The following is a 25746-nucleotide window of genomic DNA, read 5'->3' as shown; positions in this document are numbered from 1 at the left end:
AGGCAAGAATTGGCGGAGTCGGATCGATTGCCGATGTGGAGGCGAAGGTTTCCGTGCCGGACGTGGGTTGACGGGTCAGGATTCGACATGACTTTGCGATTGCCACCGTGGCTGCCTGCCCCTGTGGTAGCGATCGCGGCCGGGCATTTTCCCGAGGCCCGGGAAGACGCGATGCGTCGCGACGCCGACCGGTTGTCGGATGCCGCCGAGTGGTGCCGCGAACGAGCGGAGTACTTCGACCACAGAGCCGACAACCGGCACCAGATCATTCGCGGCGCGGCGGGCGACAAGCTCGAGGAGCAGTATCGCGACCTGGCGAAGAAGTTTCGTGCGCAGGCCGACCACAATGACATCCAGGCCGAGCACCTGTACGAGGGCGCCAACGGCTTCGAGGTGCAGAAGTGGACGGTCATCGGATTCCTGGTGATCCTGGCGTGGACGCTGGCGCACGCCGTGATCATGTTCGCCGCCGGCGGCGCGATCGAGGGCTACCTCGCCGAGATGCAAACCAGAACGGCGCTGCAGATCGCTTCCCGCAAACTGCTGGAATACCTTGCCGGGCAAGGTGCGAAGGCGGCAGCCGAACGCGGGACCCTGGTCCTGGCCGGTAAAGCGGCGGCCATCGGAGCGATCCAGGGTGGCGGCATCAACCTGGCGGTGCAGGCCAAACAGGTCCTCGACGATCAGCGCAAGTCGGTGGACTGGAAGGCCGTGGGTATCACGGCGGCCGCAGGCGGCTTCGGCGGCGGCGTCGGCGCTGCCGCGGGCAAGGCGATCGGCGACCGCTGGATCATCCCGAGCGCACTCGCCCACGCCGAAAACGCCACCAGCGCCGCCGGACGAGTGTTCTTCCAGGTCGGTGGCACGGTGTTCGTCGGAACGGTCGGCGGGTTCGTCGGCGGGATCGCCGGGGCCGGAGTGTCGGTCGCGGCGTCGGGTGAGAAATTCACCGTCAAGGCCTTCACCGAAGGGCTCCTGCCCGCGGTCACCGGCGGATTTCTCGGTGCCGCCGCCCATGGCTTGGCCGGCATGCGCGCCGGCGCACCGGCACCGGTCGCCACCTCCGGGGCGCCGGTCGACTCCGGCGCGCCGGGCGACGCGGCACGTGGCATGCAGGCACTCAGGAACGCACTGGACGCGCACGGCATCGTCCCCGCCGGCGACGCACCGAGGTCTCGCCAACAACAACTCAACGACCTGCTCTCCGCACTGCTCCAGGAGCCCGAGCACAACTCCACCGATTGGCAGCCGAATCTGGGCTTGACACTGCCCGACAACGTCAATCCCGTGAAGACGGTCTCGTTCGCACCGGACACCACTCCCGCGCCGACGGCGGCACGCGACCAGCAGGCCGGCGCCGCACAAGTACCGGACCACAGTCAGCCGCAAGGTCGAACCGGTGCCCAACCAGGCGAAGACCCGGGCAATCCGTCGTCGGGCGAACCCACCCCTCGGCCGGCCGGGAAACTGCACGCTCGCCTGCTCCAGCGCATCGCCGAGAACGAGTCACCCGAGTTCGTCGCCAAGCCGCACAAACCAACCAACCAGGTGTCCACGGATCTCAATGCGCTGCCCGGCGACGACTCCATGGCCGCACCACCCCACATCACCAAGGCGGACAAACCCACCGGCCCGGTAGCAGAGCCGAATACGCTGTCCGGCAAGGATTTCAACCGCGCCCTACCGCGACCCGACGCCGATCCCGCGGCGACCGCCGCCGACGACTCCGGCTCGGTGAACGCATCGGCCGACCTCGAACCGGCCCCGGCACGACCCCGCGCCGCCGACGATGCCCCGCAATCGCCCGTAACGGCCGAAGACGAAGCCGCAGTTCGGGATCCGGCACAAATCGATGTGGAAGGCACATCGAAGCAACCGGACCCGACGGCGAAGGCAACCGATGACGCCGATGCGCCACCGGCTGCCGACGCCGACGATGCGGCGCCCACCGCCGCGACCGACAAGTCCACCGAACCGCCGAAGGAGCCGGGCACGCCATCGGACACAGCGCGCGGCGATACCGCAGTCGCGAAACCCGCCGACGCGGCGGCGCAGGCGCCCGCGGCGAAACCATCGGCCAAGCTGCCGACTACGGAGGAAACTCCGTCGGAGACAACGCAACCCAAAGCATCGGCGGCAACGCATTCCAACCCGTCGGGCGAGCGCGACATGGCGAAAACCTCGAAATCCCGCGATCGGCTGTCGACCGGCCCGAAAAACACTGTGACGGTTGATTTCACCCGCGCCGGCAAGCCCCCGGCCGACACACCCGCGCCGGGTGAACCCCGCGCGGAGACAGCGGATTCCAACCCGTCGGGTGAATCCGAGATGACGAAGACCTCGAAAACACCCAGCCAGCTGCCTGAAGGTCCGAAAAACGAGGTGACCACCGACGGCACCCAGGCGGGAGAACGACCAACCGCAGACAAGATCGAGTTGCATCGGCGTGTTGCCGCAGAGCGGCAGCGGGGCGAGGCGTTGCGTGAGCAGCAGCGCCTTCGGGTGGCTGAGGCAGCCGAGCGGGAACGCGTGGCGCGGGCTGAGGTGCGGCAGCGCGAACACGACCTCCGCGAGGCCGAGGACCGGGTGAACGCCACCCGCCCCAGCATCGCCGCCCGCGTCCGCAAACTGCTCGGACACCCCACCGCCGACGACCTCGCCGACGCTGCCGCCGCCCATACCGCCCGCGCCGACGCCACCCGGGCACGGGCGGAGCTGGCCGCCTGCCGCACCACCTACGAGACCGCCGTCGCCGATCACGACACCGTTCTGGCTCAGGTAGCCGCCGAACTGGTGGCTGCGTCGGACACGGCCGGTAATGCGCTGATGACGGCGTTCATGACGGGAGAATTCACCGACCGCGACGGCGTCTTCGACGCGGTCAGCAAACAACGCCTGCACGACGCCCTGGCTGCCGCCCGCGCGATCGGTGAACAACGCGTCACCGCCGGCACACGCGAAGACGGCAACTCGATGCAGGACGCCACACCGGCGACATTGATCGAGACCATGATCCACGGCAACACCCAGGACCGGATCGCGGCGATGACCGAATGGATCCGCCGCGGCGACGAGCAGCATCGCGTGGCACGTGAAACGCAGGTCGCGGCCTTTCTGCTACTCGCCCACGGCCCGGTCGACATGAAAACCGGGGAGGGCAAGACGCTGGTGATGGTCATGAAACTGGTCACCGACGCCGCCGACCACGGCACCGCGCACGCGTGGACCAGCAGCGACCTGCTGGCTGGTGAACTGGCCGACGAAATCGCCGCGTTCGTCTCCCGAACCGGCTACGACCTCGGCATCGACGTCTACCGGATGGACCAGGACGGCCCGCTGCCCGATGCGGTGCCCGGCCGTAAACGGATCATCGTGGGCACGAAAGAGGACTACCTGTTCCGCGCGCTGAAAGCCGCAGACGAGATGATCGGCACATTCGAAACCGCCGGAGCCCCCCACACGGAGGTGACCGCGCTGCGGGACTGGCTCAACACCAAACCCTCGATCGACGACATCAAAACCCGCCTCGACGACGCCGCCGGGAAATACGGTCTCGACGGCCGCTACGAGCCGTTCCCAGCCGGTAAACACACCATCGACGAATTCGACACCATATTCGATGGAAATTCTGAATGTGTGCTGTCCCCGGGCGCCGCCGAGGACGCCCCACCGGAAGAAGTCGCCGTCCTACAGGGGGTCTGGAACCGGCTGGTCACCGCCGAACGTGAACACGGGCTGACAGCGGCAGATTTCGGCAAACCGGAAAACACGCGCGGAATGTGGGCCGCGACACTCACCCCCGAAGCCTTCGCGAAACTCAGCAAAGTCGCTGGTGACCCCATCACCACCCAGGAAATGCAACGCTTCGCCGACGCTGCGGTCGCCCGATGGGGCGTGGAGAGAGGGACCCATTACATCAAGACCGAGCAGGAAATCACTCCCGACAGCAGCGATATCCCCCACCGCGATGGAGGACCGAGCGGCGACACGAAACCGGTGATCGAACGCAAAGTCGGCGTCCTCGCTTCCGACACCAACGACAAACCCATGTGGGACCGGGAGAAATCGACCGATGTGCGGTGGCAGGGCATCGGACAGTTCGTCGAAATCAAAGAAGGCGTCCCGGTACGCGCCGACCAGCAACACTCGATGCGGATGTCCGACCAGCAACTGATCGGCAGCGAGATGCTGTTCTCCCCCTCCGGCCTCTCCGGAACACTCAAAGGTGTCGAAGGCGCGCTGTACGACGCCTACGGTATCGGTCCCGTTCCGGAGCTGCCCAGATTCTACACATCGCAACTGGACACGAAAGAACCCGTTCTCCTCGAGAACACGCAAGCAAAGCTCGAACGCCTGGCCCGCGACATCATCGCCGACGCCAAAATCAAAGACGGAGAACAAACCGGGCGACCGCAATGGGTGGTCTGCCTGGACAATGGAGAAATCCGCGGTGATCCCGAAACCGGGAGAATGGGACTCCTCGACTGGATCGAAAAAATCGGGAAAAAAGAATACGGCAACGACTTCCAACTGAAATACGAAGTGGTCGACGCGCAATTCTATGCCGAACACGGCGGCAGCAACGCCAACGCCGAAGCCCTCGTCAAAGCGAAAATCAAAAAATTCGGCGCACCCGGCACCATCATGATAGGCAACAAAGACCTCGGCCGCGGGGCTGACGCCCCATGCACCAAAGAATCGGTCGCGCTCGGCGGCGTCGACGGCAAAACCAGCGGCGGGCCCGCCTACTCACAACGAGTCAACGACCAAGTCGACGGCCGACCCGCACGCAGCGGGACCGGCGACGACCGCGACAACGGCGGCACCCCCGGGAGTGCGGTCCACTACATCAGCCCCGAAGACTTCCGCGGCCGCGTCACCGACACCGGTGTCACCACCCAGATCATCCAGTACCAGCGGGCCGTCGAAGCACACCGAGCCGCTCAGGAAGCACACGACACGCACAACACCCCCGACACCCGCACCGCACTCAACGACGCCGAGAAAGTATTGCGGCAGGCCAAGCAGACACTGCTGAACAAGGCAGTTCCCGCCATGAAAGACGCGGTCGAAAAAGACCTCCTCGCCTCCCGCAACCGTTCCGGCACCCACGACGCCAATGCCCCACCCGATGCCGGACACACCACCCCGGCACAACAACCCCAGCACCCGCCTGCGACACCGGCGAACACCACCTCCGATCGCGGCGCCGCAGACCATCCCGCCAGGATGGCCGCGCCGAGCGTCGCACCCGGCCTGATCCCGGCCGGGCAGACAGTACCCAGTGGCACCCCCACTGCCACTACCGGACAGCTACCGCAACCGGCCCACACGCCCACCACCCGGACCGCCCCGGCGCTGGCGCAAGCCCAGCGGGGCCAATCGGCGGCGGTCCGGACACTGGTGCGGGACTATTGGCCCGCCACCCTCGAACAAGTGACCGCCACGCTGGGCTGGGTCCCCGGCCACGGCACCCCGCAACAGCCGATTCAACAGCTGGCACACGCCGTCGCCTTCGCCGGAATGCGGGCCGCGCACCTCGACGGATGGTCAGTGCCCGAGGGCGCCGACCCCGGCGACTGGCTCCACGAGAAAACCGACGACACACTGCTCGACGGCATCCGCCAGCTCAATGCCACCGACCGCCGATTGGTCACCGACACGCTGAGCGCACAACCGACCGACGGAGAGCTCACCCCGGAACACACCACCGCACTGGACACGCTCACCCAGGTAATACACGCACAACACCGCACCGACAGCACGCCCGCCGAACCAGCGCAATCCGAGTATCCGACAGTGGGCACACCACTCGCCTCCGCTGCCGGACCGCTCACCATCGAATTCTCTGCCCCGGATCAACCAGCCGATGCCCAGAAGCCACTCGAACCCGTTGCCGCACGGGCACATTCGACCCCAGCAGCGCAGAGTTCCGCTTCGACACGGAAGAATCCGGCCCCGGCAATGGACCCGAACCTCGCCCGCGACCTGCGCGCGCTGCAACGGGGAGTTGTGGCCTCCTACATGGCCCTCGAGGGGGTCTCGGAATCCGATCCCGTCGTCGCGGCCCTCGCCCTGGCTCCCCTCGCCCTGTTCGGAAGGCTGGTCGATCGGCTCCATCCGAGCCAGCGAGAGGCCCTGCTGCAACGATTCCGCCAAGGGCTGTCGGAAGAACAGACGGCGTACATACATAACGCGCGCAACACCACCGGAATGCGTTGGCACGCTACGGGTGTGCGGACCCTCGCCGCTGGCGCGCTGCGCCGCATCGCCCGATCGATCGCCGCGGAACACGGGATTCCCGCAACACCCGCCGAGCTCACCGCCGAGGAACTCGCCGTCCTCGAGCTGACGGCGCAGGGGTTGTCCCGGGCGGTGATCGCGCAGCGCCTGGGCCTGCCGCGGCGGACCGTGACACTCACCGCCAGGCAGGCCGCAGAAAAACTGAACGTCCCCAACCAGGCCGCAGCTGTGGCCGAGGCAACACGCCGTGGAGATCTCGACATCACCGCTTTCCCCGCGGCGAAACATCGGGCGACAGCGGGCCTTTCGGAAAACCACACCACCGTGCTGACCCTCACCGCGAAAGGCCTGACAAAGAAGGCCGTCGCGGAAATCCTGTCCATGCCGGCCGCCGAGCTGCAGAGCCACCTCGACGACATCGCCGGCAGGCTCGGCAACCCCGCACCCGCATGCCTGGTAGCGGCCGGGATCCGGGAGGGTCTGGTAGACGTCAACGGTCCCGAGTGGTCCAACCGGGACGGCACCGGGGACCGCACCGCCACAGCCGAATCCCCCTCGGGCCCAGGATCTGTCGTCACCGCCGCCCACCCCGGTGGCAGGCCGACGCCCCAGGGCCCCGCCGCGCTCGACGAGTGGCCGGTCGACACCTCGACACTGTCCCGGGCACAGGCGGGCGACGAGGCTGCCGCGCTGTCGCTGGATCGCCGGTACAGTCGCGCCGGTGTCCGGCGGGTGCTGGCGCTGCTGGGCTGGGATCCGGCGCGCGGCGAGCCGCCCACGCAGATAGCACGGCTGGCGCACGCGATCCATTTCGGCGTCCTGGCTTTCGCCCGAGACAACCGTTGGCCGGTCCCCGCGGGGCAGGACATCGGCGACTGGATGTTCACCGTTGCTCAGAACACTCTGCTCGACAATCTCAATCACCTGGGCACTGCCGACCGCCAACTCGTCTCGGCCTCGATCGCAGGATTGCACCGCGGCGAGGACCTCGACGACGACCAGACCGCCGCGATCGAACGTCTCGCGACGGCGGCACATCGACGGTCCCGTGGCGAGGACTCCACCGGGCCGAGCGCCCGGACCGACGTCGCCGCGGCGCCTTCTCCGACACCGGCACAACCGGCTGTCGTCTCGAGCGCACCCGCTACGGGACTGGACGAGGCGTTCGAGGAGCCCGGCGTCGCCACACCGGTCGGCCAGTTCGACCCCGCCCTCGTCACGGCGATCAACCCCGACAACCCCATCGGCTCGCACACCGTTGTCGGGCGAGGCAGTGTGCCCACAACAGCATTGCGGCCGTTGCTCGAACGGTACGTCGCACAGGGGCGCAGGGATGAAGCGATCGCCGTGCTCCGACGCCAGTTCGGCGACAAGATATTCCAGTGGCTCTCGACCGCCTTCAGCGAACCCCGAGTGGCACAGGAGATCACGGACGAGGCGTTGCGGGCCAGCGTCGATCGCCTGGCTCAGATACCTGACCGGGACGTCGAGAAATGGGTTGTCTTCATCGCGCGCAACCTCATTCCCAAGCACGCCAGGTTCGCGCGGTTCCGGCAACTCGTCGAGCATGCCTTCATCGATGCCGAAGGCGCCGACGAACTCCGACCGCTGCTGGCCGAGGCGACGACATCGGAACTGCAACGCGCGCTGGGCGCGCTCGGTGACAGGCAGCGAGCGCAGCTCAACCGATTCATGCCCGACCAGCGTGGCGGTAAGGCGCGACCGGTGCCCAGCGGCAATCTCGCGACGCGGGACCGCCCATTGTGGGCCGCCATCCGAGCGTTCGTATTCGAGATCGCCGCCGAACGGAGCAGGCACTCCACAGCCCCCACCGGATCGGCCGAACTGAACGGCCTGCAGGTCGAATTGGTCCGCCTAGCCGCGCGAGGCATGTCCAACGAAGAGATCGCCGTGCGGTGGGGAATATCCACGAGCGTCGTATCCGGATATTTCGTGGCCATCGCCCAACAATTCGATCTGGATCTCCGCGAATCGGCACTGGAGGCGGTGCAGCACTGGTTTTCGGGTTCCCCGAACCTTGACACTCCTGGCGAGAAGGAACTGTACGGTGCGCTGACCGAACGCGAGAAAGAGCTGTTCCGGCTGGCCGTGGCGGGAAACACCGACACCGAGACCGCGGAGCACCTGGGAATATCGGTGCAGGATGTCACCGCACACTGGCTGCAGATCGCGAACAAGCTCGGCATAGATTTCCGCAATGAGCTGCTGGAAGCCGCGATATGGGAAGGAATAGTCGACTCCGCTCGGCCCGACGCAATCGAGCATCTCGACGCAGCCGATATCGAACTACTGCAGCTTATTGCGACGGGTTGGACCGATATACGGATAGAGCAACGCAGACATCAGCCTGCCAGGACGGTTGAAAGAGATCTGGTCCGGATCGCGAGAATTCTCGGAACAGAAAGCAATCGAAACCCGATCGTGGCATTCTCGATTCGCGCGGGGATCATCGATGCCCCTGAACACGACCCCGCAGCAGCAGACCTTCTCGATCCGAAAGATATCGCCCTACTCGAACTTGCGGCGCAAGGCATGAGTGACCGAGAAATCGGGGAGATGGTCGGTAGAACCACAGCGGCCATCGGAGAATATTTCAGGGATATACGTGGCCTGTTCGATGCCGGAACGCGAACCGAAGTGATTGCGATAACCCTGGCTGTCGTGGACGCTCGAGAAGATTCGCCGGCGCGGGATCGGCAGCAGGAAAGGCTGCGCGAATTATTCCCTCCAGACCAGCCGCCTCCGCAGACACTGCCCGACCCCGACGCCCCGGCCTACGACTCGATAGATCAATGGCTGAGGGACCTGCGGCGTTATCACAAGATGTACCTGGTGAAATTTGCCGAACAGTCCGGAGCTGCAGCGTCGACAATTTCCCGAATGGAGCGAGGACTCACCAAACCACGAGTCGTCGTCCTGCGGACGCTGCGGGACAGTCTCGGACTCCCCGGCGAGGTACTCGTCAGAGCACTGAAGAAATTCTATGCACGCCCGGGTTCGGCCGTGCTGGACCCTGAAATCCAGAGCCTGTTCTGGAAGCTGATCGCGTCCCGTCCAGGATCTCACGAAGAAATCGAGCTCCGGGAGGAGATCTACAGCAAATATGCGCGGATCGCACGCAGGGAAGCCGCGGGCTGGGTCGAATCGACCGGGGATCACGAATTACTGTTGGATCTGGCTGCCGACGAGATCCGCAAAGCTATCGTGAACTTCGTTCCCGTCGATGACTTCACCACCCCGGCGTCGGCGGCGGCCCGCTACGCCTGTCTCAATTACTATTTTGAGCGGCGATTCCGCGACATGGACCAGACCACACGCAAACTCGTCATACGAGTCGATACATACATCCGGCGTATCGGCGAAACCGACACCGTCCCCGATACCGAGATCGCACAAGCGTTGAATCTCGATCTCACGCAGATCGCCAGAGCGCGCGCGATAATAGACCAGCGCCTGGCCTCGAGCCAGCCTATTTCGAAGCAGTATTCGGCCGTTCTGCGACAGGCGCTTTCGGATCTACCCGAGCCCGAAGTCGCGGAACAAGTTGTGCTGCTGCATTTCCTCGAGAAACTCCCCATAACGCGGGTGGCGAGGCGTCTGGCAATAACACCCGAACAGGCCGAGCGCATCGCCTACGACGCAATCCCCAAGATCCGTGTCGCCTTCCGATCGCTCGAGGATGCGCGGACGAGTGCGCCCGCCTCCGCGGAGGACCCGACCACCACTCACGAGGTCGACCGTGCCGCCGACCGGCCGACGGCGGCACACGAGCAGCAGGCGCGGAACTCTTCCAGCCAGACCGGTGCTCACCAGCCCGTATACCCTACGCCCACAGTCGAACTGTCACCCCCCGAACTCGAAGTACTGAATCTTACGGCAGAAAACCTGACCATCGACGACATTGCCGCCGCGATGTCGGTCAGCCGAAACACCGTGCGAAACCACCTGGCTCGCGCAGGCAGAAAGCTCGGTACCAAGGGACTGCTCTCGACGGTGGTGGCGGCCCTCAACCAGGGCCTGCTCGACATCGGTGCGCCCGACCTCACCCAACCCCCGACGAACTCCGCCGCCCACGGCACCCTGTCCCCCCGCGAACACGAAGTACTGGAACAGGCAGCACAAGGACTGTCGAACAAAGCCATCGGAAACCGACTGGGCATCGCGGAGCGCACCGTCGAGAAACACCTGCAGGAAACGGGCCGCAAACTCGGTGCACGCGCACGCAGATCCCGGGCGCACAGCCTCGTTCCGATCGTGATGCAAGCGATGCTCCAGCGAGTACTCGGCCGAGCCGGCTACGTCGAGCTGTCGGAAGGCGAGATCACTATCGTCCGCCTCATCGCAAGCGGCCTGTCGGAGTCCTCCCTGGGGGACATGCTGAGAATGCGGCCGTATCAGGTGAACCGTCTACTCGCTCAGCTCAATTCCAGGATCGCGACCGCGGACGGCGTTCGCACGACAACGACGGTACACGCGCCGACAGGCCGAACCCGGCTGTCTCCCGCTCAAGTAAAAACACTCCACACGCTGGCGGAAAGCCTGCCCGGCCCGGCCCCCGGCGATGTACCGACCTTGCCGCGGAACACCTTGCAGGAGTTCCGCACCCAACTCTCGAACCGACCCCCCAGGGCACTGACCGGCTCGGAGCGCACAGTGCTCGGCCTGATCGCCCAGGGCCGGTCACCCAGCGAAGTCGCCGAGGATCTGGGCATAGAACCCGATACGGTGAGTTACCGTATCGGTCGCGCAGAGGTCAAGCTCCACACCAGCGGGTTGATCCCCACGGTGCTCGCCGCAGTACGCGCCGGGGAACTCGATGACAACACCGAGCCCGCCGGCCAGGTCACACTGTCACCGCTCGAGCGGCGTGTCTTGCGCATGGTCGCCACCGGCCACACCAACCAGAGCATCGGCACCGTTGTCGGACAACAGTGGGTACGGCCGCTCTTGACCCGGCTGTACACGAAATTCGGCGTCGACAGCACAATGGGCCTGGCATTAGCAGCCCAGCACCACGGCCTGCTCACCGAAAAAAGATTGCTGGCATGTATCGACCAGACAGCCCAGACAATCTGGGCACTCGGCCTCGACACCGGGATCAAACCCCAACCCGGACAAAATAAATGGCAACACCTCCAAGCCGCCATCGCTACCCAACTTGTCGAAACACCCATCGACCACGGCGTCGCGGACCCCCTCGCCCATGTCATCACCTCCGTCCGAAACATGGACAACGGCATCGACACCGCCGTCATCCTCCTCGACTACGGCGCCGATGCCGACGGCAACCACCGCAATATGCACTCCTACACCGTCACCAACGTCGACGGAAAACCCGGCGGCCACATCCTGATCTTCGACACCAACATCACCGACCCCAACAACACCGACCCGAATCCCGACGACCCCGACCGCGCCCCCCGCGTCCGCAGCCACGAAGACTGGGCACAGTCCTACCCCCGAGACATCGAACGAGCCTTCGTCGCCTATCTCACCAACGAAAACAAAGGCGACACCACCGGCAACAAATACGACCTCACCAACCTCGAACCTCACGACCCCAACGCAACAACGCCGCGCGACAACATCGAAATCCAAGGACCACCCGGATCGCCGGAACAGCGAGGCGAGCTCGCGCGTCAAATCTTCACCAGAGCATTGTCCACCATCGTGATCCAGGTCGGGCGCGGCGACTTCGAACTCGACGAGGCGCAGCAGCGGCGGCTGGCGCAAAAAATCGTCGAGGAAACACTTGCTGTTGCCGAACGCACGCTCACCTCGTCCGAAAAGAACCCCGGACAGGCTCTCGCGGTAATCTATCGCGAAATAATTCTCGATCATCTCCGGTGGGCCCGACTGAAGCCGATAATTCTGTCCGCACTACCGGATTCCGTGCGCACCGGCCGGTATGGACGCGAACTCGCCCAGGCCGGTCCGTCGGAGCTGAGCCGACGTCTCGAAAATCTCGAGAACAGGAACCGGACCCAGCATGAATTCGTCCAACGCCGATATATTCACGGGTTGTCGGCGGAACAGACAGCGCAGGTAATGAGAACCGGCGTCGCGGCCCTGTCCGCCCTCGAATATTACGCCGCTCATGCACTCGCCGGAGTTCCAGCTGCCGATGTCGAGGAATTCAGCGATAATCTGCTGGCCCGAAAGCCGAACAGTCGAGAGTCCTCGCAAACATCCGCACCGGATGCGTTGCCGACGGTGAATGCGGCGTTCACGGCAGCGCTTGCGGCCGCCGCACGTGGTGACAGCACCGAGTTGGAGGCACTGCACCACACGATCCGACAACTCGGCAACACCGAATGGGAGCGGTGTCTCGTACTTCGGCACGAGCACGGCCTCACCTTGACCGAGATCGCGGAAGAAATTCGCGGAAACCGCAATAGACCCGCGATGGAGCAGTTGCACGGACGTGCAGTGCGGGCGCTGGCGAAAATACTTGACGAACAATCCGACCGAAAGGCCGTAGAAGGGCGGGAAACCGCTGGGGCGACCGCCGAGATTCAGAACTCGGAAGTTCTCGTCGGAGGGATTTCGACGCGCGCCATAGCGGCAGATGCCGCGCGCGCCGGATGGCGCAAAGCGATCAGCACCGAAATCCGGCGGGCGATCCTTTCCGGCCAACTCGGACCCGACACGGCATTGCCCGCGGCCGACACATTGGCCAAGCGTTTGGGGTTGTCGTCGAAGACAGCCGCTGCGAAGGCCTACCGGCAGCTCGCCGCAGAGGGATACGTGACGATCTCGCGGCCGGGTACCCGGGTAACGAAAAAGGAACGATGGCTGCGCTCGCCGGTTTCGGAGGCCGGTACGCCCATCGGTTCGAGCACGTTACTGGCGGCAATCACGGAACAGTCGCCGATGGAAGAACTGGCGCAGGAGGCCGCCCGCGATGGTTGGACAGACACGCTGGCATCCCGTATCCGCCAGGCGATACGTTCCTATCGACTGTCCGAGGGCGGGAAACTCCCCCAAGCGGACGACCTCGTGGAGCCATTCGGGCTGCGGTCAGTGCGCGCGATCCGCGCGGCATACCGGCGATTGGCAATAGAGGGGTACGTGGTTCTCCGCCCCGGGATTGGCGCCACGATCACTCGCCGAGACCACTGGCGGACCGCCGAGAACCCGCGCGTCCCGGCACTGAGCGCTCGTGAGCGCGAGGCGCTCACGCTACTTGCTCGCGGCATGTCGGCGACGGCGGTCGGTGCGGAGCTGGGTCTGTCGCCCCGCTCGGTTCACAGTTTCGCGCATCGCGCCGGGGAAAAGCTCGGGACCAGCAGACTGACCCCCACGATCCTGGCGGCGGTGCGCGCCGGGGAGATCGAGGTCGACATCGAGTCACTCGGTCGCATCGAGCTGTCGCCCGACGAGGCCCGGGTTGCCCAGATGGTCGCCGATGGTCGAACCAACTCGGAAATGGCCGCCGTGGTGGGGCATGATCAGGTACAACTCCTCCTCACCGCGCTGTACCGCACATTCGGCATTGGCGGTCCAACTCGTGCGTTCGGCCTCGAGGACAGGGTGCTCCTGGCACTGGCAGCCCAGCACCATGGCGTTCTCGAACCATCGGATTCATCCGAGCAGGCTGAACAGCCACGGAACCTCGATGCGCCCGGGCCGGGTAGCGATGCGCCGGCAGCAGAGGTGCAGGGTCTCCCGCAGAATACTGAAAGCCCTGCCAATTCCACTACCTCGCAATCTGTTTCGACTGCCGAACATACGGATCCGGTCGTCGTCGAGGGATCCACCTCGGCCGGACGGCCCTACGGAAAACCGAGCAAACTGACCGCACGCGAGATCGAGGTGTTGGCGCTCGTGCGGGCGGGCCTGACCGACAAGGGCATCGCCGAGGCTCTCGACATATCGCCGCGCACCGTGCATCAGCACCTCAACAATGTCCGCCGCAAGTACGGAAAAGCCCCGCGGCAGGAGCTGGCGAGGCTGGCGCCGGTCACCTATGCCCGCAAGCCGACCGCCGACCCGCGCGGCGAAATTTGCGCCCGCCGACTCGTCCGCGTGCTCTGGGCACTCGGCAGCGACGACGCGGCCGCACTCACCCCCGATGACGACAACCCGGCCTGGACCGCCGACGACAACTGGAAAATCCTCCAGGACAGTATCGCCGCCGATCTCATCGGCATCACCCCGCGCCCCGCGACACGTGACCCCGAATATCCCGACGACCCGGAAGACCCTCTCGCCGAAGTCGCCGCGAATCTGCGCGGCCCGGGCAAGGAGGGAGCGACCGCCGTCGTCGTGGTCGACGACGACAACGGCGGAACCGCCCACGGCTACATCCTCACCAATATCGCCGGGACCCTCTTCGTCCACGACACCGCCATCGACACACCCACCCGGGGCAGCACGCCCCGAATGCGCCTGTACCACAAGGATCATTGGACACCCAGCTACGGCCGCCGACAGATAACGAGAGCGTTCGTCGCCTACATGGACGACAACGACGGCACCCTCAACGCCCGCGACCTGCGAGACCCTGACCGCGAGAATCAATCCCCCCCGCGACACACGATTGCCGGTCGGCCCGCTTCCGCCGGGCCACACATCCCGGGCGCGGAGTCGACGGCGGCGGCCGAACCAGCCGATCCCGCAACGCAATCGGCTCGAGATGGCGAGCAGATCGATACCCGCCCAGCTGTGTACCCCACACCGACCGTGGCGCTTTCACCCCCCGAGCGCGAGGTGCTCGATCTCGCGGTGCGCGGCCTGACATTCGACCGCATCGCGGCCAGGATGGGGGTCAGCCGATACGTCATGCGTACCCACCTGGCTCGCGCTGGGAAAAAGCTCGGCGCCAAGGGACTGCTCGCCACAGTGGTGGCGGCGCTGAACCAGGGGCTGCTGGACATCGGCGCACCCGACCTCACGCAACCCCTGACGAACTCGGCCGCTCACGGGACCCTGTCCCCCCGCGAATACGAGGTGCTCGAACAAGCAGCACAAGGACTCTCGAACAAAGCCATCGGGAAGCGGCTGGGCATCGCAGAGGACACCGTCGACGAATACTTGCAGGAAGCGGGCCGAAAACTCGGCGCGCGCAGCCGCGTTCGCGTTGTTGTTCAGGCGATGCTTCAGCGAGTGCTCGGCCGGGCGGGCCATGTCGAGCTGTCGGAAGGCGAGGTACATGTCGTCCGTCTCGTCGCGGACGGTGTGTCGGAGGCATCCCTGGGGGCCGTCCTGGGCATGCCGCCGAATCAGGTCAATCAGCTACTCGCCCAGCTGAATTCCAGGATCGCGACCACGGACGGTGTTCGCGCGGCAACGACAGCGCATCCGCCGAAGGGGCGAATCCAGCTGTCTCCCACACAGATCCGAACACTGCACGTGCTGACGGAAGGCCTGCCCGACCAGGCCCCCGGCGGCACATCGGCCCTGCCACCGAATACGTTGCGGGAGTTCCGCACTCACCTCGCGAACCGGCCCATCAAGAAACTGAGTGGCAGGGAACGAGAAGTACTGGGCCTGATCGCCTCGGGCCGGTCGCCCAACGGCATCGCCGACAGGCTCGGCGTGCCGGTGAGTTCGGTGCGCGGCTATATCGCTCAGGCGGAAGTGAAGCTCCACACCGGCGGACTGATCCCCACGGTGCTTGCGGCAGTGCGCGCGGGGGAACTGGACGATGACGGCGACACCGCGAACCAGGTCCAGCTCTCACCACTGGAGCGACGTGTCCTGCGCATGGTGGCCGACGGCCACACCAACCAGGCCATCGGAGCCGTGGTCGGGCAGCGGTGGGTAAAACCCCTCCTGACGCGGCTGTACGCGAAATTCGGCGTCGAGGGCAAGATGGGTCTGGCACTGGCGGCTCAACGTCACGACCTGCTCACCGAGAAGAGGCTGCTGGAGTGCATCGGCCAGGTCTCCGAAGCGGCTGCCGCGCTCGGGCTCGCGAACGCCGCCAAACCCGAACCGGGACAGAATAATCCGCGCCATCTCCAGGCCGCCCTCACGCCCGGCTCCGCCACCACCGAGCAGGCCATCACCACCCAGCTCGTCACAACTCATCTCGGTCCCAACGCCAAGGACCCGCTCGCCCACGTCATCGCCGACGTGAAGAACATGAAAGGCGGCGCCGACACCGCCGTCATCCTCCTCGACGACGGCACCGAGATGCACGCCTACCTCGTGACCAACGCCGACGGCCGCAAGGGCGGCACCGTCGTCATCTTCGACACCAACATCACCGACCCCGCCGACCCGCACCAGAACCCCAACGACCCCGACCGCATCCCGCGCGTCCGCACCCATGCCGCATGGACACAGTCGTACCCTCGCGACAGAATCACAGCGGCCTACGTCGCCCTCCTGAAATCCGACGACGGCGACCTCTCCGCCCTCCACCCGCCCGACCCCGATCAGGCCCCCCCACGCGACGGCGCGATCCGAGGACGCCCGGGTGACCAGCCTCGACACTCCCGATCCGACGACGAACCCGCAGCGCCGAACGTCGAGGACACACCCGCGCCGGGCACAGCGACCGCCGAAACGCGCAAGGTCACCGACCCCCGTCTGCTGTGGGCGCAGTCAACGCCGAACGCACCGAACGCACCGAACGCCGACGACGCGTCGACGCCCGGAACGCCGACCCCCGCCACACGCGATGTGCCCGACCCCCGACTCCTGCCATGGACACAGACGCCGACCGCACCCGAGGTGTCGGCCACACTCGAGGCTCCGGCCACACCGAACGCACCACCCCCGGAGTCCGTCTGGCCCACAGCACCTTCGGCGCCCGAGCCCACCAACGGCCAACCCGCACAACATGTTCAGCCGCAGCAATGGCCCGACGCCCAGCGGGAACCGAGCCGGATACCGCCCTGGATGAGGCTGCCGAAGCCGCCCAGGAATCGACCGCAGGAATCCGCCCACGCCGCCGGCTGGACCGATGTCGGCGTGGGACACTCCACGAACGAGGACGAGTTCGCGATCGCGGAAGCCGTCGTCGACGGTGAGCCGGTGACCCTCGCCGCAGTATGTGACGGCGTATCTCATCTGGCGCGCAGCGATGTCGCCGCGAAGGTGGCATCGCAGGCGGCGTGCGCTGTCCTGCATCAGGCGGCGGCAGCCGCCGCGAACGGCGGCCGGTGGAATCCGGCAGAGGTCGTGAAGGATGCCCTCGAGGCAGCTCGAGCCGCGGTTCTCGAACTGATCCGGACAGAATTCGAAGGCTGCGAAATCCCGCCCGCATGCACGATCGTCGTGACGCTGGTGACGCCCACACAGCTCGTCGCGGAATCGAGAGGCGATGCCCGCGCGTACTGGATCCCGCTCGATGACGCACCGCCGGTACGGCTGACCGTGGACGACTCGTACGCCCAGAAATACATCGAGGACGCCGAGCGCAGGGGCGAGCACCTCACCGACGAGGAGGCCGAGTCGATGCCGTTCGCCTCGACCATCACTCGCGGTCTGGGCCCCGACGGGGTGTGGGCCGAACCATGGCAGGAACCGGCCCCCGAGCCCTACACGCCGACCGGCAAGGGCGTCGTGGTCCTCGTCAGCGACGGCGCCTTGAAGAACGTCTCCGACGAAATGCTCGCCGACACCGTCAGACAGCCCCTGAAACAATCGCGCGGCAACCGGCTCGGGGCGGCGCACGCGGTGATTCAGAACGCCATCACCGTTGCGCGGGGAAGGAACCAGGGAACGGACAACATCACCGCAGTCGTGCTGGAAGGTCCTGCGAGAGCGTCGAATTCCGCACAACCGGCGACCACCGAGGTCGATCGCGACGAGCCCGCCACCGCTCCCGCGCAGCCGGGCACACCCGCACCGTCGAGGTCGAACGACCCGCGGCTCGGAACGTCGCCGTGGCACCCCTACCGCGCCCCACAGCAGAACCGTCCGACGGGTCTGAGGAGCCAGGACCTGTGGTTCCATCACAAGGACGGCAACGACGAATCCGGCCCGCAGCTCTGGGACGAACCCCGGCCCGAGAACACGATGCCGAAGCCTTGGAAGGGCAGGAAACCCGCCGCCGGAACGCCGAACGCTCCCTCGGTGCCGGATACCGCCGAACCCCCCACTCCGGCGCTCGACGGCGCCGGGTGGTCGGCGGAGGCGCAAGCTGCGCTGGCGCGCAATGCCACCCGCCTCGAGCGGTACGAGTCGGTCGGTGAGGTCGCCCGCATCTTGCGGGCCAGCGCCCGGCCCGGCCTGGGCGCGGTCGTGGTGGATCCGACCGGCCGAACGCGACAGCTCGTCTGGGACGGACGCAATGTCGTCGTGGTGCCGGACGCGGATTCCGAGGATGGGCTCCTGCATCCGTACGAGCCGGATCCGGCCGCGGACCACGAGCCGGTGCGGGTCCTGATCGTCGCACCGGCCGACGAGTCGGAGTGGCAGCTCGCCGAGGAGGCCGTGCAGCAGTTGCTCGCGCCACTCGGCCCCACCCTTTTCTGGCCGACGCTCGATCACGAAGCCGACGAGACTGCCGGTACGGCGGGATCGGTTCGGCAGCCGCGCGCAGAACTCGATCCCGGCCGGTTCGCCAGCGCTCGTGACCGTGCCGCGGCCGCGTTGCAGTCCGAACGACTGAGAGCGCGCGGGTTGCTCGGCAACATATCCGGCAGCGCGTTGCGGAACGAGCAGTGGTCGGCGCTGGCGAAGGTGTATCCGTCGGAGGTGTCCGCGGCTCCCGGAGCACCCGGATGGGCCAGGCGGCTTGCCGGTGAAACCTGGAGTGACCGATACGGATTCGAAGACGGTCCTGCCCCGGGAAATGATTTCCGTGCGACGTTGGCGGCGGCGGCCGCCCTCGGTTGCCCCATCTACTCGAAGGCCTACGGCCCGGACTCGAGTAGGGGTATCCATGCCTACGTCGACTCTTTCGGCGTACTCAGGTACCAGATCGCGGTCGGCGCCGAGACTCCCTCCGGTCGGGAGATGTTCCGCGACATGATGTCCGCGGTCGGCCGCCACGCCACCGCCATTCATGAGCCCTGGAGTGCGGACGCCGGGTTCGCCGACAATCTCGACAGCCTCAATGCCGGAATCCAGAACCATCTGACGCCCCAGGACGCGGCGCTGCGCACCTTCACCGGCCGGCTGGCCGAAGAGTACGGCTACGACCGTGTGACGGTCACAACCCCGGAAGGTGAGGCTCCCGGGGAGTACACCCGTGTCGACGTCGTATTCGCCGAACCGCTCACCGACCCGGACGCCCCGACACTGCACAACATCCCGGCCCTGCCGCCGAGCCCCGACGCCCCACCCACGGACCGCCCGGGCGGCCGTGCCACATTCCCCGGCGACGGCACGCGCTCGGTACTCGGGGCCGACAGCACTGCGCCGCAACCGAACTCACCCATCGGGTCGCCTTCCGCCGACGGCGACCGGCCGGGCGCGCACCCCGGCACCCGCGATGTCCGGCCTCATGCGGACTCCGCCCCCGACGCCTCCACCGAGCGCCGCGCGGTGACCGGCCGGGCCCGGCCGATGCCCAACCTGTTCGTCGCACCCGCACGGCACCCGAACCGCAGCAATACCTGTGCCGACGACTCGGTAGCGGTTCTGGTCGACGAGTTCGGGGTCGAGTCCGCCGAGAAGTTCACCGACACGACGCCGACGTCCGGCCGCACGGGTGTCGAACTCGAGCAGCACGCCGGCGGTCGCCTGCGCCGCGTCGACTCCCGCGACGAGCTCGCCCGCCGACTGCTGGACTCCCGCGACGACGCGGCCATGGCGGTCGTCGTCGACCACTACGCCACCGCCGACGCCGACGGAATCGGTGCACACGCCTACCTCCTCGCTGTCCGCGACGGCATCGTCCAGGTCTGGGATTCCAGCGAAAATGGCTGGTGCCCATACATATTCGACGAGGCCGAGACCGGCGTCGCCAAACGGTCCGCGATCGTGTTCCAGAACAGCGGTGGCAGACTCGTACCCGAACAACCCCTCGCCGAGCACCCGAGCGATCCCGACGCGCTCCCGGAATACGGAATCGGCCGCACCCCGAAACACGGCGACCAGAACCCCGACGACGGATCCCCGGGTCGGGATCGGCAGCAGCCGTCCCGCCGAGCAGACAGCCCCGGCGGCACGACGGCACACGAGCCGATCGAACAGGACGATGTCCTCGTCCCGGCCCTGTCGCACACCGCTGTTCTCGAAGCGGCGGCACTCCGGATATCCGCGCGCGTCACGCATGTCGACGGATTCCGCGACTCGCAGCTCGGCGCCGCGGTCGCGCACGGCATCGCCGACGCCGTCGAGCAGCTGGCCGCCCATGCGGCGACGGCGCCGATCCACCGCATCGAAATCTCGCAGACTCCGACCCACGAGCCCTTCCGGGTGGAATGGAATCACGCCGAGAATCGAATCGAGCGGATCGTCATCGATGCGCGGGCCCTCTCGAACGAGACCTGGCTGCGCAATCACATCGGAAAATCCTTCGGGCCCAGACAATCCCGGACCGCCGATACCCGGCAGCTCGCACGCCTGCTGGTCCTCGGCGCGGTGGCCGACCGGCTCGACGAGGTGAGCCTGGGCGCTGTTCGGCTGCTCCCCGACGGCGAAACTCCCACCCCGGGCGCCAAGGCGCTGCGACGCGCATTCGCCCAGGTGATCGGCGACCCGGACCACAGCGGGCCGCAGGAGCGGGCGATCGTCGATCGGCTGCATCGGCTCGTCGGGGACCCCTGGGCAGCGGCCGGGCCGCTACAGATCGCGGCGATGCTGTCGACGCATTACGGCGTGGGCTTCCCCAGCCTCGAGGAGGTGCCCAGCGAGGAGATCGTGCGCGAGTACGCCCGCGCCATCCACGACGCCGCATCGGTGAGCAGAACGGCCCTGCCCAAGACAGTCAGCCACGACAACCTGGCGCCGAACATGCTCGGCCAGACGATCGCGGCCCGGCACGCGACGACGGTGCTGCTCAACGGAACCTACGCGACGGACCCGCAATCAGCGCAGACGATGGCACAGCACGGTGTCGTCTCCGGCGAGATCCCCGCATGGGCGCTGCACCGGTTCGAGTACTACGTCACCCTGTACGCGCTGGGCAATGCGCTGGTCGCGGCGCATGAGGGACGAGCGCTCGCGCAGGCGGAACCCGTTCTGCGGCAATACTTCCGAGAATCGGTCGCGCATCTGCGCGAGGCCGACGATTTTCCCGAGGACGACTTCCGCGCCTGGCTGCGCAGCCAGTTGCTGCCCGCCGCGCTGGATGACGCGGGCAATCTCGTTCCGGAGACGGCGTTGCCACACGCCTTCGCCGCGGTTGCCCGGAACCATGGCCGGCACGCCTCCGCCGCGGAACGGGTGCTGGCGGATCTCGCTCGCACCCCCGCGGCCGCCCGACCCGGTACGGCCCGGCGGGGCGTCGAAGCCCTGCAAGAGCTCCACATCTACCGAGTGGGCACCGTTCACCTTCTCGAACAGGTCGTCGGCACACCCGAGACGGTGGCTTCGGCCCTGTACGCGCGCAACTTCCGCGCGCCCGGTGAGGAAACCGGAGTCGTCATGTCGGACGAGATCGCCGAGGCGCTGGTGCACCGGGCCCTGGCCGAATCCTCCGTCGCCGGTGCGGGCCAGTCCAGCCGGGCCCTGGTCGTGGGCGCCGAGGAGTCGCCGTTCATCGTTCTCATCCCCGGTCCGACAACGGACGACCTCGACCTGAGCCTCGGGACGCAGACCGAGATTCTCACCTACCTCGGGCAGAACCACATCGGGCAGATCACCGAGTTGCTGGCCTCCGTCCACGGCGTCGAGTTGCCCGATGGGCGGGTCGTCGGTCCCGAGCGGCCGATCCTGATCATGCGACGGGTGTCCGATCCTCCGCTGACCGCCATCCCGGGTGGCATCGAACGGCACCGCGGCACCGTCATCGCGGCCTTGAAACGATTCCACCGGACCACAGGCGACTTGCCGGACAGCGAATTCCGGCGACGGTTCATCCCCCCGGGGGTTCCCGACGGCGATACCGGCGCGCTGCTCCGGTACTTGATCAACCGAAAGCGGGAGCACCTTCGTCAGGCCTATCGCGATGGTTTCGAACCCGTCTTCCGGGCCCTGGGCTTCACCGACGACCCGTTCGCCGAGCTGGAGCGGAAGTCGTGGAACATGCCCAAGCCCGTCGCGAAGTTCGTGTGGGTGCACGGTGACCCGCACCCGGGCAATTTCCACGTGGCCGAGAACGACGATGCGGCGGATACCAGAACCACCCTTCTCGACCTGGAGGGAGCTTTCGTCGGCGACGAGGATTACGACTGGGCCTTCCTCGAGCGCATGACCGAGCCCGGTTATGCGCCACGGGAGGGAGTGCACAACGTCGATATCTGGCTCGAACTCCTGCAGCTCGAGCGCGTCATCAATGTCGTCCTGCGCCAGGCGCCGCAGGTGGCGGCGGGGGAGATCACGTTCGAGGAATCCCGGCTCAACGCTGTGGGATTCCAACGCGCCCTACGGGCCACGCAATCGGACCTGCTGAACGATCCCGAATGGTCGCAGACCGAATTCGTCGACAGCATCATGCGCCTGGCACCGTACGCGGACGAATCGCTGCCCTCCGACGCATCCGGGCGGGCGGCAACCCGGCCACACCCCGGACGCGGCCTGCCCGCGCCGGACGACCTCCCGCTCACCACGCACGAACGCCGGCTCGTCCACAGCGCGCTGTCCCGGCTGCCGCAATATCTGGGCGCGGGCGCCGACCTGCTGTCACTGTTCGCCGAGGTGCCGCGCGACGGCGATGTCGTCTCGCGCTCGCGTGACCGTGCTACTCGCAACGGCCGCTGGTGGCAGGGCCTTTCCGCCGATGAGCAGGCGGCCGTGGTCAAGGCGTACCCGCATCACATCGGCAATGCCGACGGCGTCGATTACACCTCGAGGGATATCGCCAACCGGCTGTTCCTCGAACGGGTACTGGACGACCAACTCGCCGAGCACTGGCGGCTGCCCGTCTTCACAGAGACGGCGCGTGCGGCGATCCGCGCGGTCCGGGACCAGTTGCGCGAAGTGGAATCGGCGGCGCGGCAGCTGCCCGGATCGCCGCCGGTGCAGCTGATCGCCTGGGAGCCTGCACGATACGGCGACAACGGCAGGCTGTCCGTGTCGATCGGCAATGCCGATACCGCGTCGAACGTGACCCGTCACATCGGCGGCAACGGCACCACGCAGACCTCGCTGTTGTACCGAAGCAGGTTCGCGCACAATCAGTTCGCCGAGACCGCGCGCAAGGCCCCCGACGATACGGTCGCGGCGATCGTCGACATCTCGTACCACCATCCGGTTCACCGGGGCGAGGCCGTCCGTTCCGATTTCGCCCGGGTGGGCGGCTACGTGGTGGCGCGAGATATCGCCGCCTACAACGCAACTCGCGCACTGCGGGCCACCCGTCCCGACGGTCCTCCCCCACCACGACTGCGCACCGTGACCGGGCACAGCTACGGGTCGGTCACGCTGTGCCACGCCGGTGCCGGTGGGCGACTGGCCGGTGAGATGGAGCAGGTGATCATCACCGGCTCACCGGGTCTGCCGATACCTGCCCGGGAGTTCGGCATCGGCCCGAACGTCTACGTCGGAATCGCGCCGGGGGACCTGGTCGCCCAGCTCGGCAGCCTCACCCCGGGTCGGCGCGGTCGGCGCAGTCGGCGCGGACGACTGTTCGTCAAGAGCCTGGGCCTGCATCCCGCGCTGGACACCGGCGTCATCCACTTCGACGCGACGATGCCGGAGTTCACCGGCAACGCGGCCAAGCACCAGGGCTACTACTCCTACACCGACGACGAGCAGCGGACGCCGACCACTCCGCTGGACAACATCACCTGGATCACCGCTGGCCGGCCGGACCTGATAGAGCACATCGACCCGCAACCACCGGTGGGCACGCCCACTGTCCTGCAGACCGCGGCCACCGAGTTCCTGATCGGGCGTGGCGATCGATCCGGGCTCGGATCGCCGAACGAGATCCCAGCGACCGAGCCGGTCAACCACTGTGTGCCGCAATCCGTCGACGATCTCAGAGCACACCAGGGTGACGTGGCCGATCCGGTCGTCCTCGATCCGGCCCGGGTCGACGGAGTGTCCTGGAAAGAACTGCGCCAGCGAAACACCTTCCGCGGCGGGACACCCGAACAGTTCCACACCGACAACCGGTCGACCGGGCAGGGCAAGCTGATCGAAGGCATGATCGCCCAGGCCGAAGGCAGCCCCGCGGGAACGAAGGTCACCGCGCTGGTGTTCGAAGAACGCGTCACCACCGACGAACACGGCGACGCACGGCGCGCCACCGACGAACACGGCGTCGGCGGACACGCCTACACCCTCACCTACGTCGGCGAAAACATTGCCGGACAACCACAGTTCGAGATCAACGACCACACCGTCACCTACCTCGGCATCGAAGACGGACTCGAATGGTTCCGCACCGAGACCGGCTACAAGGTATCCCTCGCCGAACTTGCGGGCAGCACGCGCTCGGAGACCGGCGCACTCTGGGCGATCACCTACCGCCGCACCCCCGACATGGCACGAGGCGAACTGGTGCGGAACCTCGGCGACCCGACGCCGCCCCCCGAGGACCTCCGATTCGGCGCGAGCTCCCGCCCGGACCGCGACACCAGCACCGATGCAGGCCAAGGCCCTTCGGCACAGGGACCACCAGCGGCCACTGCAGCCGCCGACGGCTCCACCCCGAACCCGCGCACCACACTCGACGCGACACAACCCGATGCATCTGCGCGGCCGACGCCGTGGCAAGCCAAGCAGGGTCGGCCACCGGCCGGTGCGACGACGCCGTGGAACGCCTCGGCACGGGACGCCGGAAATACCGCGCCGAAGCCTGCCGAGCCCGGGTGGCGGGTGCGCCGAATACCACGCGAGGTCGAGCTCGGAAGTTATCTGTACAACAAGCCGGAGGCCAGGGCTGCCGCTGTTGCGGTGCTGGACCGGCTGGAGGAACTGCTGCGCGGACTGCATCCGGACGCGTCGGACGAGCAGATCCGCGCTGCCTTCGACGCTCGCGAAACCATCCGGTGGGGCGGCATGGTCAAGGCTTCGGTGCCACTCGACGAGCTTCGGCGCGACGGCAATCTGCGCGAGATCATGGCGGCGGTCCTCAACGCGCTGATCCGTAATGCGGAACTGACCCGGACCAGAGCCGGAACAACCCTCGACGAGGGTATTGCCAACCTGATGAACCTGCCGGACGCGGAATGGCGACGGCCGGACGGGGAGGCGCGCCGCAGAACACAAGCGCTACGCCTGAATTTCGACGCCTTGGCCGCCGTTCGGGAATCGGTTTTGACAGCGCACCCGGGTGAACCGATCACGGCCGCAGATCTTCGCCAGGTGGAACATACCCGCGCGCACAACCCGGTCGCGGATGCGGTGTTCGCGGAATACGCGCTGCGCAAGGACGCATTGCTGGACCGGGCGGCCGAGGAGCAGGAGCGCCGCAGCCTCACGCTGTACGAGTACCAGCTGCTGGGCATGCCGTTATCCGTGCGCGAA

1 protein-coding gene (cut by a window edge) is annotated in these 25746 nt (G+C 66.8%); it reads left to right on the top strand.

Features of this window, described 5'->3' with window-relative positions; genetic code table 11:
- The first annotated feature begins 87 nt into the window (after positions 1–87).
- Positions 88–25746, top strand: partial view of a LuxR C-terminal-related transcriptional regulator gene (locus tag ON40_RS43905; RefSeq protein WP_157186813.1) — the 5' portion only. 22545 nt of this gene lie beyond the right edge of the window; 25659 of the gene's 48204 nt are visible here — the first part of the coding sequence; it begins with the start codon at positions 88–90; its stop codon lies off the right edge, out of view.

Origin of the sequence: Nocardia jiangxiensis NBRC 101359 (assembly GCF_000308615.1) — a bacterium.
Taxonomy (GTDB): domain Bacteria; phylum Actinomycetota; class Actinomycetes; order Mycobacteriales; family Mycobacteriaceae; genus Nocardia; species Nocardia jiangxiensis.
The sequence above is the reverse complement of the archived record's forward strand: the minus strand, read 5'-3'. Positions and strand labels throughout refer to the sequence as shown.